This window comes from Flavobacterium sp. ov086 (genome assembly GCF_900187965.1).
Taxonomy (GTDB): domain Bacteria; phylum Bacteroidota; class Bacteroidia; order Flavobacteriales; family Flavobacteriaceae; genus Flavobacterium.
The window spans coordinates 185360-205123 of sequence record NZ_FZNL01000002.1; the positions used below are offsets into that span (position 1 = coordinate 185360).

General features: G+C 38.0%; 10 protein-coding genes. All 10 read left to right on the forward strand.

The genetic code is table 11. The features are described 5' to 3' along the window. Nucleotides 1-564: 564 nt before the first annotated feature. A complete protein-coding gene (locus CHB81_RS02905) occupies nucleotides 565-3747 on the forward strand; it encodes a TonB-dependent receptor (RefSeq protein ID WP_089350394.1) in 3183 nt (1060 codons plus the stop codon). A 23-nt stretch (nucleotides 3748-3770) separates the two neighbouring features. Further along, complete coding sequence (locus tag CHB81_RS02910; RefSeq protein WP_089350395.1) at nucleotides 3771-5354, forward strand: RagB/SusD family nutrient uptake outer membrane protein; 1584 nt, start codon at nucleotides 3771-3773, stop codon at nucleotides 5352-5354. A 19-nt stretch (nucleotides 5355-5373) separates the two neighbouring features. Continuing rightward, a complete protein-coding gene (locus CHB81_RS02915; RefSeq protein ID WP_141130354.1) occupies nucleotides 5374-6879 on the forward strand; it encodes a glycan-binding surface protein in 1506 nt (501 codons plus the stop codon). A 122-nt stretch (nucleotides 6880-7001) separates the two neighbouring features. Further along, a complete protein-coding gene (locus CHB81_RS02920; protein ID WP_089350397.1) occupies nucleotides 7002-8471 on the forward strand; it encodes a cellulase family glycosylhydrolase in 1470 nt (489 codons plus the stop codon). A gap of 175 nt (nucleotides 8472-8646) precedes the next feature. After that, nucleotides 8647-10662, forward strand: coding sequence for an NPCBM/NEW2 domain-containing protein (locus tag CHB81_RS02925; protein WP_089350532.1), 2016 nt, complete (start codon nucleotides 8647-8649; stop codon nucleotides 10660-10662). 200 nt (nucleotides 10663-10862) lie between these two features. Beyond that, nucleotides 10863-12983, forward strand: a complete 2121-nt coding sequence (locus CHB81_RS02930; protein ID WP_089350398.1) for a family 16 glycoside hydrolase — start codon at nucleotides 10863-10865, stop codon at nucleotides 12981-12983. Nucleotides 12984-13092: 109 nt separating this feature from the next. Beyond that, the gene (locus CHB81_RS02935) at nucleotides 13093-14631 is read left to right on the forward strand and encodes a glycoside hydrolase family 43 protein (protein WP_089350399.1); all 1539 of its coding nucleotides are present in this window, start codon (nucleotides 13093-13095) and stop codon (nucleotides 14629-14631) included. A gap of 300 nt (nucleotides 14632-14931) precedes the next feature. Further along, on the forward strand, nucleotides 14932-16458 hold the full coding sequence (locus tag CHB81_RS02940; protein ID WP_089350400.1) for a glycoside hydrolase family 43 protein: 1527 nt from the start codon (nucleotides 14932-14934) through the stop codon (nucleotides 16456-16458). A gap of 145 nt (nucleotides 16459-16603) precedes the next feature. Beyond that, the gene (locus CHB81_RS02945; RefSeq protein WP_089350401.1) at nucleotides 16604-17920 is read left to right on the forward strand and encodes a glycoside hydrolase family 43 protein; all 1317 of its coding nucleotides are present in this window, start codon (nucleotides 16604-16606) and stop codon (nucleotides 17918-17920) included. Nucleotides 17921-18072: 152 nt separating this feature from the next. Continuing rightward, entirely contained in the window at nucleotides 18073-19605 is a 1533-nt protein-coding gene (locus CHB81_RS02950) for a glycoside hydrolase family 43 protein (protein WP_089350402.1), read from the forward strand. The last annotated feature ends 159 nt before the right edge of the window (nucleotides 19606-19764 follow it).

Consider the following 19764-nt stretch of genomic DNA (forward strand, 5'->3'; position numbering starts at 1 on the left):
AAATATCAGCTCTATTGCCTCTTTCGGTTTTAGAAATTTAAAGAAACCTTGGGCAATTGTATTGTCGATAAATTCCATTCCGTTCCATCATTGGTTTCAAAAATGAAATAGTGTCAACTATGGTACGGCTCCAGCTAATCTGATAGCAAAAAATGATACCGCTTATGGGTAATAATATACAGTTCTTGTAATTGTTCTTTCTTCAGAAATCTAATGATGTTGTATGCAGTCCAAAGAATTATTAAGTGTGAACTTATTGTTAAAAACGGGCCATTTCCTGCATTCACATAGAAAACACTCTCTTGTTGAAATGATAATTTATTATGATATTAAATATGAAAATAAAATAAATAAAGTCATTTTTTTATTACAAGTATAATAATTGCAACAATTGGCACCGTTTTTTGATACAAAATGAACCGTCGGTTAGGATTGTATTATTGTTAATTTGTTCCCAATAGATCAAAAATGTATTCAATGAAATAATGATACAATTATTTCTGTCCGATACATTTTTTATGTAAAAAAATAACCACTTGACTAACTAACCAAAACCAATTAATTATGAATGAAAAACATGTAATTCAACGCTTTGTAAAAGCAAAGAAACTCTTTAGTATGTATACCTGTCTGGTAATGCTTTGTTCTGTTGGAGTAGTATCAGCTCAAAAAAATGATGAAAAAATTTCTGGTGTTATTTTAGACGAAGCAAATGGTACTCCAGTCTTAGGAGCGAGTCTTTTTATCCAGGAATCTAAAAAAAGTACAATATCGGATTCAAATGGTGAATTTACTATCGATGCAAAAAAAGATGAAACACTTATTGTTACTTACATTGGATTTGTAACTCAAAAAATTAAAGTAACCGGAAATAGAATTACTATTCAATTAAAAGAAGATATTAGTTCATTAAAAGAAGTAGTAATAATTGGTTATGGAACTTCAAAAAGAAAAGATGTAACCGGGTCAATATCTTCAATTACAGGAGATGACCTTCGAAAAACAGCTCCGGTAACTTTTGATCAGGCATTACAAGGTAAAGTAGCGGGTGTAGTGGTCCAGCAAACTTCCGGCCAGCCAGGAGGTGGTGTTAATATACAAATACGTGGTCTGTCTTCTTTTGGTGGTAGTTCCCCATTATATGTAATTGATGGAGTTATAATTGGCCAAAGTTCTCAGGGAGCCAATGGTACAAATCCATTAGCAACTATTAGTCCCGCAGATATCGAGTCTATTGATGTTTTAAAAGATGCATCTGCAACTGCTATTTATGGTTCACAGGCTACCAATGGTGTAATTATAGTTACTACTAAGAGAGGTAAAGACGGGCCTACAAAAATTTCTTATGAATTTTCAACTGGATTCCAAGAGAACACTAAGCAATATCCAACTATGAATTTAAAGGATTATGCTCAGTTAATTAATGACAGATCTATTGTTTGGGGATTTGATAAAAGACCTGAGTTTGCTAATCCTCAGTATTTAGGTGAGGGCACCAACTGGCAAGAAGAATTGTTTAGAAGAGCTCCGGTAAAAAATCATGTACTTACTGTGAGTGGAGGGAATGATAAAACGCAATATTTGTTATCAGCTGGTTATTTTAATCAGGAAGGTATTGCTTTAGGATCTGATTTTGCCAGAGGTTCACTAAGAGTTAATTTAGATTCCAAAGCTACTAGCTGGTTAAAAATAGGTACTAACTTACAATTAGCCCATATTGAAGAAAATGTAAATTCAACAGGTTCAAATGTTATTGGAGCAGCATTAAGCCAAACACCAGATATACCGGTTAGAAATCCTGATGGTAGTTATGCTGGAGAAGAAAGTAATGAAGGATGGATTGCAAAACGTGTAAATCCAGTTGCTTTGGCTCTTGTTAATAAAATTACTCCTAAAAGAAATCAGTTGTTTGGTAATATTTATGCAGAAATAGCATTTACAAAGGATTTGACATTTAGAAATGAGATTTCAGGAAATTTTGATCTTCAAACAAATGATGAGTATTATCCTAAATATAAGTTTGGCTTGGCGGAGAGATTAATAAATGAGTCAAAATATAGTTATAGTCAAAATTATAATACTGCTTTTAGAAGTTTTCTTACTTATGCTAAAGTGTTTAAAAATAAATACAATGTCAATATGATGTTAGGTCATGAGGCACAGGTAACTCAGTTTGAAAATGTTGCAGCATCAAGAAAAAATTTCATTTCAGATCAAGTTACCAATATTGGTAGTGGTGATGTACTAACTGTTACCAATGATGGAAGAAAGGGAAGTGGTGCACAGGAATCTTTTTTTGGTCGTCTTAATTTTATTATAAGTGATAAATATTTGTTTACAGCGAACTTGCGTGCAGATGGTTCTTCAAAATTTGCATCGGCTAACCGTTGGGTAAATACTTATTCTGGAGCATTTGCATGGAGATTAAATAACGAGAAATTTTTAAAAGACGTAAAAACTATCAATGATTTAAAATTAAGGATTGGTTATGGTTTGACTAATAATCAAAATGTTAGAGAAAATGCTTATTTATCAACCTTAATATCATCTGCAACAGCTTTAGGGGGTAATGCACAAATTATAACTAATTTAGGAAACCCTGATGTTAAATGGGAAAGTACAAAATATAGTAATGCCGGAATTGATGCAACTTTTTTTAATTGGAGGGTTAATCTTACAGTAGATGTTTATAATCGTCTTACAGAGGGATTATTAATGCAAATCCCATTACCATTTTATTCCGGAACAACTGCCGGGTGGTCTCCGGGATCAATTAATGCTCCATTTATAAACATTGGAACTGTTAGAAATAGAGGTATAGATTTTCATATAAATACTAAAAATATAACTACTAAAAATTTCTCCTGGAGTTCTGATTTTACTTTATCTCATAATAAAAACAAGGTATTAAAATTAAATACAGACGGTGCTTCCTTACCTGGATATTTTAACAATGAAATAGTTGCTCAAACGGTAGTTGGGGGATCTATAGGTGATTTTTATGGTTACAAATTAGATGGAGGTGTATTTGCAACTGCAGAGGATTTTAAAACACATGCTTTGCCTACTTCAACAGATGGTGTTCCATTGCCAATCACACCAAATTCAGGAGGAGTATGGTATGGAGATCTTAAGTTTAAAGATTTGAATGGTGATGGTGTAATTACTGAAAAAGACAGAACGTATTTAGGCTCTCCAATTCCTGTTGCTCAACTAGGTTTTGGTAACACCTTTACTTATAAATCATTTGATTTGAATATTTTCTTTAGTTCTAATGTTGGTAATAAAGTAGTAAACGCAATGAGAGTTAATGGAGAAAATCCTTTAACTAATTATGGATACTTATCAGCATTAAAAGATCATGCGGTACTTGCTTTAGTTAATCCAGAAGGTTCGCCTTCAGATCCCGAAAATGTATATGTTACTAACCCAAACACCACAATTGTAGGGTTTAAAAATAATAATAGCAATCTAAACAATCGTTTCTCTGATAAATATGTTGAAGACGGCTCTTTTATTAGATGTAAAAATATTACGCTGGGATACAGATTACCTGAAAAGTTAGTAAAAAGAATTTACATGTCTTCTTTTCGTGTGTACGCTACTGTGACTAATACTTTTCTTATTACTAAATATAAAGGAATTGATCCCGAAGTGGGTTCGTGGAATCCATTACAGGCTGGAATTGATTACGGTTATTATCCGCAATCACGAACATTTACTTTAGGGATTAACGTGGGACTTTAATTAAAAAAATAAATATACATATTATGAAATATTTACAATTCAAAAAAATTTGTGTGTTGTTTGCTGTGTTTTTTGTGGTAAGCTGTTCGGATGATTTTCTCGACCGACCTTCTCTGTCAGAGATAAGCCCTGAAAATTTTTATCAGACAAAAGAACAAATGAGGTTAGCTACGGCGGGACTTTATGGAGGTAGAATATGGGCGCAATGGAATAATGACGCATACATTCCTATAGGGGACATATTAAGCGGAAATCTTATTTTGCCATATGGAGGTGAAGATTTGGTACAGCTTAACACGTTTACGCTTTCAGGAACTAACAATCGTTTATTAATTTGTTGGAAAGGGCTATATATTGTGGTTGCTCATTGTAATGTCACAATTAAGGGTATTCAAAATACGAAGGCGGCACTTTCTGAGAAAGATAAAAATGCTGCAATAGCCGAAGCAAGATTCATTCGGGCCATGGCATACTATCAACTTGTTATGGCATGGGGAGAAATACCTATCATTGAAGATAATTTTAGCTTAATACAAGCACCTTTAGTAAACAAAAATAAAGTAGCAGATGGTTACCGATTTATTACTGAAGATTTAATTTTTGCTGCCGAAAATCTTCCTAAAACTGATGAGAAAGGCAGAGCTACCAGCTGGTCGGCAAAAGGGATGTTAAGTAAAGTATATTTAACAATGTCAGGATTAGGCCAACAAGGTGGTGCGCGTAATCAGGAATATTTAGATAAGGCAAAAAGTTATGCAAAAGATGTAATTGAAAACAGTGGTGCAGTATTACTTCCGAGTTATAAAGATCTTTTCAGAACACAATTCAATGATAGTCCAGAATCATTATTTGCACTGCAATGGTCTACTACTAATGGTGGTTGGAATGAAGGTAATCAGTTATTGACCTACTCGCCAAGTAATGATATTGTGCCTCAAAAATCGTTTGCTTTTGGATCTGCTGATCCAAGTTACGATTTGTATTTAGCATATACCAGACAGGATTCCATAAGACGTAAAGTGAGTATTATGCTCCCTGGAGATCATTATGCCGAGTTAAATGCTGCTGGAGGTGGATATACTTGTACCAGACCGGGGATGAAGAAACATATTATTGGTAATGAGATCGATAACAATAATTCTGCAATGACGACTTTATCTTCTATAGAGCATAATTCCTTACTTAGATTAGCAGATATTTATTTAATATATGCTGAGGCTATCCTTGGTAATAATGGATCTACAAGTGATGCCAATGCGTTAATGTATTTTAATAAGGTAAGAGAGCGAGCAGGTGTTGATCCGGTGACAGTACTTAATACAGATGTAATTCTACATGAAAGGAGGGTTGAATTTGCTTGTGAAGGACAATACTGGTTTGATTTAATTAGACTTTCTTATTATAATCCTGTTAAAGCTGTTGAACTTCTTAGTAATCAAAAAAGGGTAACATTTGATTATGATAAGGCTACTGAAGTTGCTACACCTAAAGATCCTATAGGAATTATTTCTCCGGCAACCTTTGGCACTTTTACTTTACAATTGCCTGCATCAGAAATAATTGCAAATCCAAAATTAAATCAACCTTCAGTGTCTTATTATAAATAGTAATAAAAAATATATAAATATGAAAAAATTATTAAATAACCGTATTAGTTATTTGCTATTTGTAATCATGGTATTGATTATTAATGTGTTAGCATCTTGTAATAATGATGACGATTCAAGTAGCGATCCTGTTATTACAGCAGTAAGGAACTATGCAGCCGCACCTAATGATACATTAGTAAAAAGTCTTGTCCCTGGGCAATGGATTGTAATTCATGGGAATAATTTAAAAAATGCCATTAAAATAAAGTTTAATGGTGTTTCTGCTGACTTTGATGCAGGATTGTTTTCAGATAAAACAGCTGTTTTACAAGTTCCCTGGTCATTGCCTTATAATAACCTTGACCCTGATGTTGTTAATACGATACAATATGTTACCACTACCGGAACAACTACTTTTAAATTTAATGTAAATGCGCCGCCAGCTACCATCACAGGCAATTCGATGACTGCTGGTACTAAAGTAGGTGATTCGATTTATATATATGGTACTAATTTATATTTGATAGAAAAATTGACTATAGCAGGTACGGATATTTCGCCACTTAAAAAAGCAGATAATGGTAGTTCTATAGGATTTGTACTTCCTGAAATTAAAGCTCCAATGCCTTGGGCCGGAGTGCTTGTTGCTGCCTCTGGTACCTATGAATTTAATGTTTTAATTGTTCCGGAAATTTATGCTGTTTCTAATGCAAATCCTTCGGTTGGCGATTCGATACGTATAATTGGTAAAAATTTAAATGGTATTTCAAGTTTTAGTTTTGGAAGTAAGACTATTACAGATTTTATAGAAGATCCAGATGGTCTTTATGTTAAGTTTTTGGCTCCTGACAAGAACAGTTACTCTAGTGGACCGGTAACCATTGTGAACAGTTATGGAACGGTTGCTACCCCTTATGATATAAATACTCAAGACAAAAAATGGTTAGGTCTTTTAGCAAATTTTGAGTGGGGTGATTATTTTGGTTATCGTTGGTCTGGAGATATTAAATTAGCTTATGACCTGGCCGATTTTAATGGTCCGATGGGATCAAATCATAGTCAGTATGTGTATTTTGATTCTCCTGTATTAGATGGCGGTGCCAGTAAGTACGCCCCATTAGGTGCTATTAACGCTGGTGATAAATGGATGCCTGCAGAAAACTTGACAGATCCTGTAGAAAATTGGGGACTTCAATTTGAAATAAGTGTGGCTCACCCATGGGATGGAGGTACTCTTTATATTAGAACTGAATTTGCAGGTGACAGTTTTGTAGCGCGTTATGAGCCATGGAAAATTCCAGGTTCTAATAAGACCCGTGCTTATAAAACGAATGGTTGGCAAACCGTAACGATTCCTTTATCTGAATTCAGATCAAAAGTTAATGAATTAGGGGATGGTATATCAGCTGAACGTTTAAATCAATTATTAGGAGGTACTGGCGTTAGTAGTTATGATTTTACCCTTAAAAATTTCGCTTCTTTTAAAACAACAACAGGTTTTTATGCCGCTATTGACAATATTAGGGTTGTGAAAATAAAATAACCAAATATTTTAATTTAATAACACAGAGCATTAATAGTTTATTTAAGACCTACAGCTACTTCATGAAAGTTAAATTCCCTGTAGGTTTTAAATAAAAATTCATTAATTAAAAAATAAAAAAAATGAAAATCAAACATTTTTATAAAATACTACTACTGTTGATCGTTACTTGTTTTTCGGTCTCTTGTTCTAATAATGGGGATGAAGCCCCACAGTTATCGGTTTCAGTAAAAACGGTTTCTTTTGAACCAGAAGGAGGTACATCAGGAGAAATTACTATTGATGCAAACAGTACATGGACTATTGCTAATTCTGGAACATCCTGGTTGCAAATCACAAAAACAAGCGGTAATAATGGGACTACTGTAACATCAATAACAGCTTTGAGTAACGAATCTGGATTAGCTCGCTCTGTTATACTAAATGTAGAGGCAGATAATGGTCAGGCCCGAAGAATTATTGTTACACAAACCGGTTATTTATATCCATCATATAATTTAACGCCTAAAGCTCCCGATGCAACCGATATGAGCAGTACAGCTGTGCAATTGGCAGCAAAAATGAAAATGGGAATAAATTTTGGCAATACGATGGAATCACCAGTCGAAGGGGAGTGGGTGAATAGTAAAATTACAAAAGAGTATGTGAAATTTGTAAAAGAAAAAGGTTTCAATGCCGTGCGACTTCCTACTGGCTGGGTTTGGTCCCATTTAAGCGATTCGGATAAAATGAAAATTGACCCGGCATGGCTTGCCAGAGTGAAAGAAGTTGTTCAATGGTGTGTGGAAAATGATATGTATGTAATACTTAATTCTCACGGAGATAATGGCTGGCTTGAAAACAATGTCACTCCGGAAAAGAAAGAGGTGATTAATCAGAAACTAAGGGCGATATGGCAGCAGATTGCTACAACCATGCGTGACTTTGACGAACACCTTATTTTTGCAGGTACGAATGAACCTAAGGCAGATACTCCTGAGCAAATGGAAATTCTTAATAGTTATCACGAAACATTCATTAAGGCGGTTCGTTCAACGGGTGGAAAAAACAGTTATAGAGTGTTGGTTGTGCAGGGACCTCACACTGACCCTAATAAAACTGCTACTTTGATGACAACTCTTCCTAAAGACGAGATTCCTAACAAGTTGATAGTTGAGGTGCATGACTACACACCTGCTACATTTACGTTATTGAATGATGGAGATGCAAGTTGGGGAAAAGCAATTTACTACTGGGGAACTGGAAATCATTCTACTATTGAGCCAGACCGCAACGCCACCGGTGAAGAAGAGAGTCTGATCGATACTGAATTCAAAAGAATAAAAGAGAATTTTATAGATAAAGGGATTCCTGTAATACTAGGCGAATATGCATCATGGAGGAGGACTGCCGCCACTAACAGCAAGTATCTTCCTTTGGATATGGATAAGCACAATCAGTCTGTGAATTACTGGGCAAAGTATGTGACTAAACAGGCTAGAGTAAATGGTGTTGTGCCATTCTGGTGGGAGATAGGTTTTCTTTTTGACAGAAAGAATAATGTGATATTGGATCAAGCGATGTATGATAATATTATTGAAGGATATAAATAATAGTAAGGCGCTATAATTAAACAAGAATCAGTTTGTAGATATCTTGTATTGCTGCCATTAAGCAAGGATTGAATTTAAAAAATCTGTGACTTTTACCAGTCACAGATTTACTTATAAAAGAATTCTCAATGAAACAATGAATCTAAAATTTATGGATTCTAAAAAGAACCAAAAAATGAAACGTAAACATTTTTATAAAATTATTTTACTGCTGATCGTTAGCGGTACTCTTTCCGCACAAACGGTTTGGTTAGATGAACTGGATCTTAGCGTAGCTTCACAGGGCTGGGGTGTACCTAAAAAAAACAGGACGGTTGATGACAATATCATGACTATCGCTGGCAAAACCTTTGAGCGTGGCTTCGGCACACACGCAGAAAGTTCTCTTTTTATCCAACTCGATGGTAAGGCAAATTCGTTTACCGCACAGGTGGGCATTGATGATGAAGTGAAAGGACGTCAGCCAGCCGTAGAGTTTATAGTATTCGGTGATGGAGCGAAACTTTGGGCGAGCGGTGTAATGCATGAAGGTGATGCTGCCCGGCTATGTAGTGTTAAACTTTTGGGTGTGAAACAACTTGAGCTGCGGGTAACAGACGCAGGAGACGGTGGCAGCGATCATGCCAACTGGGCTGATGCTAAATTTGAGGCGACAGGCGTATCAACTTTTGCTACTTTTTATCCTGTCCCAAGTGAGCCCTACATTCTTACCCCTAAGCCATCGGCAAAACCGAAGATTAATAGCGCAAGCGTTTTTGGTGTCCGCCCAGGCTCGCCGCTTCAGTTCAGGATACCTGCTACCGGAGACCGACCAATGACCTTTCTGGTTACTGGCTTGCCTCAGGGATTAAAGCTGGATCAAAAAACAGGACTTATTACTGGTAAGCTTGTAAAAGCCGGCACTTACGTTATTCAATTGAAGGCAAAGAATGCAAAGGGTATAGCCGAAAAAAGTTTGCGCATTATCTGTGGTGATAAAATTGCACTTACCCCGCCAATGGGCTGGAATAGCTGGAATTGTTTTGCTCATGAAGTTTCTGGTGAAAAAATTAAACGGGCTGCGGAAGCAATGGTGAAAAGCGGACTTATAAATTATGGATGGAATTATATAAATATTGACGACTACTGGCAAAATAACCGCGATTCGACAGATCCTTCCCTGCAAGGTAAGCTGCGTGACGAGGCTGGTACTATAGTTCCTAATAAAAGGTTTGAAGATATGAAAGGTCTGACGGATTATGTGCACGATCTCGGTTTGAAGATAGGAATCTATTCCAGCCCTGGTCCCTGGACCTGTGGTGGCTGTGCGGGTAGTTATGGTCATGAAAAGCAAGATGCCGAAACGTATGCCAAATGGGGTTTCGATTATCTGAAATACGATTGGTGCAGCTATGGAGGAGCCCTAAATGGAATACCTGATAACGACCCAAACAAAGTAATCTCGATATCTTACAATGGAGGTTATCAATTGTCTACCGCAGTCAAACCATACAAACTAATGGGAGAGTATATCCATGAGCAACCCCGTGACATTGTTTTCAGCTTGTGTCAGTACGGAATGTCGGATGTTTGGAAATGGGGTGATTCGGTAGGCGGAAACACCTGGCGTACAACGAATGATATATTGGATACCTGGTCCAACGTTAAAGGCATTGCATTAGCTCAGGATCAGTCTGCAGCCTTCGCTAAACCCGGTAACTGGAACGATGCGGACATGCTGGTTGTAGGAACAGTAGGCTGGGGTAACCTCCATCCGAGCAGGCTTAAACCGGATGAGCAGTATCTTCACGTGAGCCTTTGGAGCCTTTTCTCTACTCCTCTGCTTCTGGGTTGCGATCTGGAAAAGTTGGATGACTTTACCCTGAATTTATTGACAAACGATGAAGTGATTGCCGTTAATCAGGATGCTCTTGGCAAACAGGCTACCTGTGTTCAGACTATCGGAGATTTACGCATTTATGTAAAAGAATTGGAGGATGGAAGTCGTGTAGCAGGCTTTTGCAATTTCGGTCTGGAGAAAGTGGATATCTCGTACAAGGACCTGAATAAGCTTGGTATTTCCGGAAAGCAAAAGGTACGTGATCTTTGGCGTCAGAAAGATATTATAACAATCCATGCGGACAAAGAAGCTCTTTCGGTGAAGGTTCCGATGCATGGAGTGGCTCTGTACAAATTTACGCCGGTTAAATAGCTCCACCGTGCTTTGATGCATTATAAAAGATAAATACATGAAATTTAAATTTTTCAATCTGTTCATTTTGTAGATAGTTACTGCCTTTAGATTAGGCAAGTGCACAAACTAATCCCGAGTTGGCGCAGTCGTGTCGCGCGCGCCAGCTAAAGCAACGGCCATCAATGGTCTTATTTATTTTAACACAGAGACATCGATTTATGAAAGCAATTTTTAATTCAGTACCTCTAATTCTTCTTTTATTTTTCTTTAAATCTAATGCACAACAAATCATGTATCAGGATTCTGTCCAGATGATGAAACTAAAGGGCAATGCGGGGGGAAAGCGTTTTGATGGAATTGGTGTGGTAAATGGGGGAGGCGCTACATCAGTACTGCTCAAGGATTATCCCGAACCCCAACGCAGTCAGATTCTGGACTTAGTTTATAAGCCAAAATTTGGAGCTTCCGTAAGCGCACTGCTTGTTGAGATTCCCGGCGATGGTAATTCAACGCAGGGGTCCATGCCTAGCCACATGCACACGCGTAACGATCTTGATTACTCTCGGGGCTATACTTGGTGGATTTTACAAGAAGCCAAAAAGCGCAATCCCGATCTTACCCTCGATGCTACCGCGTGGAGCGCTCCCGGATGGGTTGGGAACGGAAATTTTTGGTCGCAGGATGCAGCCAATTATTACGTTAAATGGCTTCAGGGGCTTCGTGAAGTTTATGGTCTTGAATTAGATGCCATCGGCTGTAGGAATGAAAAGGGAGTTGACTACAATTTTGCAAAGACACTGCGCTCTACCCTTAATGCCAATGGCTTTGAAAAAATTAAGCTTCATGCTTTTGATCTCTGGTGGAAAGACAAACTAGACTTTGTCAAGGACTTGTTTAAAGATGAGCAGCTTCGCAACTCCATAGATATTATCAGCGCTCACACATTTTATGAAGGAGACGCCGCTTCCCAACAAGTTCAGGAGATAGCTCAGAAACTTGATAAACCTATCTGGAACACTGAGGATCATATTTATAAGAAAGGCTACGATTGCCTGATTAGTATTGTGGAGTGTTTCAATCGTAACTTTATTCAAAGCGGTGTTACCAAGATCGTGAATTGGTATGATATTGCCGGTGTTTACCCTATCGAACCATACTCGGAAGATCCTGCGGCTATACTGGCACAGTGGCCATGGAGCGGGCATTACCAGGTACGTGAGGCTTTGTGGGGTTATGCACATTATGGGCAATTCTCGAAAGTAGGATGGCAATACCTGAATGGAGGTAGTGTTAACCTTAAAGGTGGTGGAACTTTAGTAACCTTAAAGTCGCCTGCAAAGGACTACAGCATCATTATCGAAACAAAAAACGCAAAAGCTCCACAGCAAATCCGTTTTCAGATCAGCGAGGGGCTTTCTCTAAAAGAGCTTTGCGTATGGCGTAGTAACGAGAAAGAGAATTTTGTACAGCAAGCTGGTATAAAACCAACAAAGGGCACATTTACACTTACCGTAGAGCCCAATTCAGTTTACTCTCTTTCAACGACTAAAGGGCAGCAAAAAGGAAGCTTTGCTAATATTCCCGATTCGAAGCCTTTCCCTTTTCCATATTATGAAACATTTGAAGAATATTCCTTGCCTAAAGTATGGGGATATTTACCACGTTACACTGCCGATATTGTTGATGCTTTTGAAATCACTGAACGCCCGGATAAAAAAGGTAAGTGCCTGCACCAGGTTGTTCCAGAGGAAACAATCTCCTGGGGACCAGATTGGCGGCCTTACAGTATTTTAGGTGATGCGCAGTGGAAGGATTATGAAGTAAGTGCTGATGTTTATTTAAATGCAGGCGATAATGTTGGGGTTATGGGCAGGGTCAACCACGTTGGTACCGGTTATGGATTTATTCCAAAAGGCTATTACCTGCAGCTTGAAGATAATGGCAAATGCAGCATAATTGTAACCAGGGGGAAAGAGGATAAAAAGGAACTTACCGGAGATGCTGAACAACAAGCAATTATCAAAAAACAAAACGATGAAAGCGAAGGTGGGGAAAAGGTGCTTGGTGAAATACAACTTTCAAATGTCAGCCACAGCCAATGGCATAACCTGAAACTCCAATTCGAAGGATCTATTATTAGAGCATTCGTTGATGAAAAGCAGGTACTGCAAGTGACAGATAGTTTGTACACCCAAGGAATGGCAGGACTGATCGCTGGTGGCGGAAAAAAGCTCAGTACACCTTTTTACGATAATTTATTGATCAAGGGTAGAAATGCTCCTGTGCCGAAGCCTTCTCTTGCAGCACCGGGACAATTGCCAATTTATATCGTTAAATAATTCTGTCGGCGAACAATCCATTTTGGACCACTTTGTTACAGTTGCTTAAAGAGTAATTAATTAAAATTAACCCTTAACGAGTATCCGTTTTTGGTAGAAATAAAAAAATATGTCTAGAAAAAAAGTATTGTTATGTACAGTCTTTGTTATCTCTTTTTTGGGATGTACTAAAGATACAGAAGTGGATAAACCAGTAGTGGTTCCGGAAGTAGTGGTAGATGACCATTTGGAAGAAAAATTCGCAAATGTTTCGCCGAAACTTCTCACCAATAATGCGAATCCATTATTAGATTTTATGTTTACGGCCGACCCGACAGCTATAGAATATAATGGAAGAGTATATGTCTATGCCACGAATGATCATCAACAGTACGAGAAGGTAGGAAAGGATGGGAAAAACAATTACGCATATATCCGTACACTGGTTATGATGTCTTCGGATGATATGGTCAACTGGACATATCATGGCCTCATAAATACAGCAGAGGTGGCACCATGGAGTTCGGTGTCCTGGGCACCTTCCATTGCATCCAGATTGGAGGCAGATGGTAAGACGCACTTCTATTTGTATTACTCCAATGGCGGTGGAGCTTCAGCCATGCTTACTTCTACTTCTCCCGTTGGCCCTTGGAAAGATCCATTAGGAAAAAACATAATTGACCATTCTGTCCCTGGCGTAGATGTCGATAATCCATTTGATCCCGGAGTTTTGATTGACGACCAGGGTACGGGCTGGTTGACTTTTGGAGCCGGAACGCCTAAAACGAAATATATGCCGGATAATGCCAGAATCGTCAAGTTAGGAGCAGATATGATGAGTTTGGATGGCAATATTTCTAAAATACCCGCTCCTTATTTTAATGAGGCCAGCGACCTTAACTTTATCAATGGAACGTGGGTCTATAGCTATTGTACAAATTGGGATGAACGCACTGAATGGCCTTATACAAATATTGCTAAACCAACTGCGTGCAACATATCTTATATGACCAGTAAAACACCGTTAGATCCGGATAGTTGGAAGTATCGTGATAATTACTTTAAGAATACTGGCGACGCTGGCGTGGGGCCATTGTCAAACAATCACAGTCACTTCTTCAAGTTTAAAGGGAAGTACTATCTTACTTACCATGCCATGTATTTACAGGATTATTTTGATAGTAAGGGTGGTTTTCGTAATGTAGGTATCGACGAAATGCAGGTGGATGAAGGGAATGATGTGACTATCCCAATGGTCAAACCAACTTTCGAAGGTCCGTCACAACTTAATCCCTTAAACCCATTTGTTCTTCAGCAAGCAGAAACCACTGCAGGCACTTCAGGGAAAGTCCAGTTTGAAGCTGTGGGGAATGTGGGCAATATGGCTGCCAAAGGAAAAGCAGACAAACAATGTCTGATGGTTCGAGGGGCCGACTTCAGCAAACAAATCCCTGCCAAATTCGAAGCCAGGGTAAAAGGAAAAGGCAGAATTGATGTTTATGTAAATAATCTTAAAGGTCCGGCTCTTGTTTCACTTATATGTGATGCGAAGGAATGGACTACGCTTTCAAAGAAAATAGATCAGAAAATAAATAAAGGAACAGGGAATATCTATTTTGTATTTAATGGAGAAGACTTTTTGTTTGATGAATGGAAATTTATTTATTAATCCTGTCGAATCTTAATTATATCCAGCGTGTTATTTTAAAAACTATAGAATAAGATTATTAGAACCTTTACCAATAGATTCTGATCTATTGGTGAAAGGACCAAAAAAACGATCAAGTGTTTAATCAATATATCATGCATAGTATTAGATTATTGCATAATGTTATTTGCCTTCTCTGATATTTAAAGGTTTTCCAGTTCTCAGGGAAAAATCAACCTCCTTGTTACAGTATTTTAAGAATAATTAATCAATTTAAATTAGCCCATAACGAGTATCCGTTTTTTGGTAAAATAAAAAAATATGTCTAGAAAAAAAGTATTATTAAGTACAGTCTTTGTTATCTCTTTTTTGGTATGTCAAAAAGATGCAGAAGCTCAGACTAAACCGAAAGAGATTAAAGAAAACCTGGAAGAAAAATTCGTAAATGTTTCGCCGAAGCTTCTCACCAATAATGCAAATCCATTATTAGATTTTATGTTTACGGCCGACCCGACAGCTGTAGAATACAACGGAAGAATTTATGTGTATGCCACGAATGATAATCAACAGTACGAGAAGGTAGGAAAGGATGGGAAAAATTCATATGAGCATATCCGTACACTGGTCATGATGTCTTCAGATGATATGGTCAACTGGACGTATCATGGCGTCATAAATACAGCAGAGGTGGCGCCATGGAGTTCGGTGTCCTGGGCACCTTCTATTACCTCCAGACTGGAAGCAGATGGTAAGACACACTTCTATTTGTATTACTCCAATGGAGGTGGAGCTTCAGCCATGCTTACTTCTACTTCTCCCGTTGGCCCTTGGAAAGACCCATTGGGAAAAAACATAATTGACCATTCTGTCTCTGGTGTAGATGTCGATAATCCATTTGATCCCGGAGTTTTGATTGACGACCAAGGTACAGGCTGGCTAAGTTTTGGAGCCGGAAAACCTAAAACAAAATATATGCCGGATAATGCCAGAATCGTCAAATTAGGAGCAGATATGATGAGTTTGGCCAGCAATATTTCTAAGATACCCGCTCCTTATTTTAATGAGGCCAGCGATCTTAACTTTATCAATGGAACCTGGGTTTATAGTTATTGTACAAATTGGGATGAACGCACTGAATGGCCTTATACAAATATTGCTAAACCAACTGCGTGCAACATATCTTATATGACCAGTAAAACACCTTTAGATCCGGGTAGTTGGAAGTATCGTGATAATTACTTTAAGAATACCGGCGAAGTTAATGTGGGGCCTATGACAAACAATCACAGTCACCTGTTCAAGTTTAAAGGAAAATATTATATGGCTTACCATGCTATGTATTTACAGGATTATTTTGGCACTAAGGGTGGTTTTCGCAATGTGGGTATCGAACAAGTACCAGTGGATGAAGGGAATGGCGTGAATATCCCCATGGTCAAAGCAACTTTCGAGGGTCCGTCACAACTTAACCCATTAAATCCATTTGTTCTTCAGCAGGCAGAAACCACTGGAGGTACTTCTGGGCAAGTTCAGTTTGAAGCTGTGGGGAATGTGGGCAATGTGGTTGCCAAAGGAAAAGCAGATAAACAATGTCTGATGGTTCGAGGAGCCGATTTTAGCAAACAAATCCCTGCCAAATTCGAAGCCAGGGTAAAAGGAAAAGGTAAAATTGATGTTTATGTAAATAATCTTAAAGGTCCGGCTCTTGTTTCACTTATATGTGATGCGAAGGAATGGACTACGCTTTCAAAGAAAATAGATCAGAAAATAAATAAAGGAACAGGGAATATCTATTTTGTATTTAATGGAGAGGGTTTTTTGTTTGACGAATGGAAATTCATTTATTAATTCTGGTTGCTGGTTTATTGATGCTTTAAGTTAAAGATTCCAGCATTTATTGATCTTACTTTCTTGTTGGTGATAACACCAACCAGGATGAAAATTTAAGAATTTTAAATACAGTCTAATTAAATAAACATAGTAAAATAGTAATATGAAAGTTTTTCTAAAAACATCATTGGTAATTTTTCTCCAGACGATCATTTTTGTTTGTAACGTATCAGGGCAGAACCCTATTATACAAACCAAATTCACGGCAGATCCGGCACCAATGGTTTATAAGGATACTGTATTCCTTTATACCGGCCATGACGAAGACGACGCTAAGGACTTCAAAATGCTGGATTGGTTGCTTTATACTTCAACAGACATGGTGAATTGGACAGATAGAGGCAGCGTAGCATCACTTAAGGATTTTAGCTGGGCGGAGAACCACGGAGCGTGGGCTGCTCAGTGCATCGAAAGAAATGGAAAATTTTATTTGTACTGTTCAATACCCTCAAAAGGAATAGGGGTATTGGTTTCCGACAGCCCATACGGACCGTTTACCGATCCAATTGGTAAGCCGCTTATTATTACCCTACAAGGTTGGGGTGATATTGACCCAACGGTATTGATCGATGATGATGGGCAGGCGTATCTGTATTGGGGTAATCCTAACTTGTTTTATGTAAAGTTGAATGAAGATATGATCTCCTTTTCCGGCGATATAATAAAAGAACCGACCAAACCCGAAAACTACCAGGAAGGTCCGTGGATCTACAAACGTAAAGGTCATTATTATATGGCTTATGCTTCCTCTTGTTGTCCGGAAGGAATGGGATATGCGATGAGCGATTCTCCTGTCGGACCTTGGACGTACAAAGGAATGATTATGGATCCGAATGGTACATCATTTGGTAACCATCCCGGTATTATTGATTATAAGGGCAACACTTATGTGTTCGGATTCAATTACGCGTTGCTTTGGGCCAAAGTTTTCACTAAGCACGAAAGACGATCGGTTTGTCTCGAGAAAATGAACTTCAATGAAGACGGCACTATTCAGAAACTTCCTCACTGGAGTACACAAGGAACTAAACAGATAAAGACTTTAAATCCCTATAAGCGGACAGAAGCAGAAACCATTTCCTGGAGCGAAGGGCTGAAGACTCAAAGGGACAGCAAGACAGGAATGTATGTTACAGAAATTAATAATAACGACTACCTTATTGTAAAAGGCGTTGACTTTGGGAAAGGAGCAAATGCGATTGATGTCAGCTGTACTTCTTTGATCGGAGGAAAAATTGAAATTCGCCTGGATAATCAATATGGTAGTAAAGTGGGCGTGTGCGAAATAAATAATTCCGGTAGTACCTGGAAAACATTCTCTGCAAAAATTATGAATACCAAAGGCGTTCACGATTTGTGTTTTGTGTTTAAAGGAGAAGATGGAGCCTTGTTCAATATAGATTGGTGGAAATTCAGATAAGGTAAAATTGATAGCTTATCGCCTTTCTACTGTTGTTGGTCTCACGGCCAGTAACATTATTTAACACCTTTATTTGTTGGTGATAGCCCCTATTGAGGGGCGGAAAACTAACTATTAATAAATATTATCATTCATAAGCAAATTAACTAAGCATGTTTAGAAAAAAAGTATTGTTAAGTATGGTCGTTGCCATATCCTTTTTAGGAGGCAGAGAATCTGCAGAAGCTCAGACTAAAACAGGTAAACCGAAAGTGGTTAAAGAAAACCTGGAAGAAAAATTCGCAAATGTTTCGCCGAAACTTCTCACCAATAATGCGAATCCATTATTAGATTTTATGTTTACAGCTGATCCGACAGCTGTAGAATACAACGGAAGAATTTATGTATATGCCACAAATGATCATCAACAGTATGAAAAGGTAGGTAAGGATGGGAAAAATTCATACGAGCACATCCATACACTGGTCATGATGTCTACCGATGATATGGTCAACTGGACGTATCATGGTCTTATCGATACAGCAAAGCTGGCACCATGGAGTCAGAATTCCTGGGCACCTTCTATTACATCCAGACTGGAAGCAGATGGTAAGACACACTTCTATTTGTATTATTCTAATAGTGGTGTTGGCTCAGCCGTGCTTACTTCCACCTCTCCTGTTGGCCCGTGGAGTGACCCTTTAGGAAAAAATATAGTCGACCGTTCTGTCAAGGGAGTGGATTGCGATGCTCCATTTGATCCGGGAGTTGTGATTGACGACCAAGGCACAGGCTGGCTGGCTTTTGGAGGGGGAACGCCAAAAACAGATTATATGCCGGGTATTTCCCATATCGTCAAGTTAGGAGCAGATATGATCAGTTTGGCAAGCGACGTTGCCAAGATACCAGCTCCTTATTTTTTTGAAGCCAGTGACCTTAACTTTATCAACGGAACCTGGGCTTATACCTATAATACGAGTTGGAAAGAACGTACAGAATGGCCTTATAGTAATATTGATAAACCAACCCAATGTAGTATGTCTTATATGACGAGCAAAACACCTTTAGATCCGAATAGTTGGAAATATCGCGATAATTACTTTAAGAATACTGGCGACGTTAATGTGGGGCCTTTGACAAACAATCACACACACCTGTTCAAGTTTAAAGGGAAATATTATCTTGCTTATCATGCCATGTATTTACAAGATTATTTTGGTACCAAGGGCGGTTTTCGTAATGTAGGTATCGAAGAAATGCAGGTGGACGAAGAGACTGTGAATATCCATATGGGCAAAGCAACTTTTAAAGGTCCGTCTCAAATTCACCCATTAAATCCATTCGTTCTTCAGCAGGCAGAAACTACCGGAGGAACTTCAGGGCAAGTCCAGTTTGAAGCTGTTGGTAATGCAGGTAATATGGCTGCCAAAGGAAAAGCAGATAAACAATGTCTGATGGTACGAGGAGCCGACTTCAACAAGCAAATCCCTTCCAAATTCGAAGCCAGAGTGAAAGGAAAAGGCAGAATTGATGTTTATATAAATAATCTTAAAGGTAAAGCTGTTGTTTCTCTTATATCTGATGGGAAGGAATGGACTACGCTCTCAAAGAAAATAGAACCGAAAATAGATAAAGGAATAGGGAATATTTATTTTGTATTTGAGGGAGAAAATTTCATGTTTGATGAATGGAAATTTATTTATTAACTCCGCTTGCCGGTTTTTGATGCTAATTATAACTAGTTATAGCCAATTTTGAAATCACTCCGAATAGAGGTAAATAGTAAATGTTAGTATTATGGATTTTTGAAAAACGGATTGAATGGCAACAGTAGTCTTTATCTTATTTGATAAATATTTTTTTAA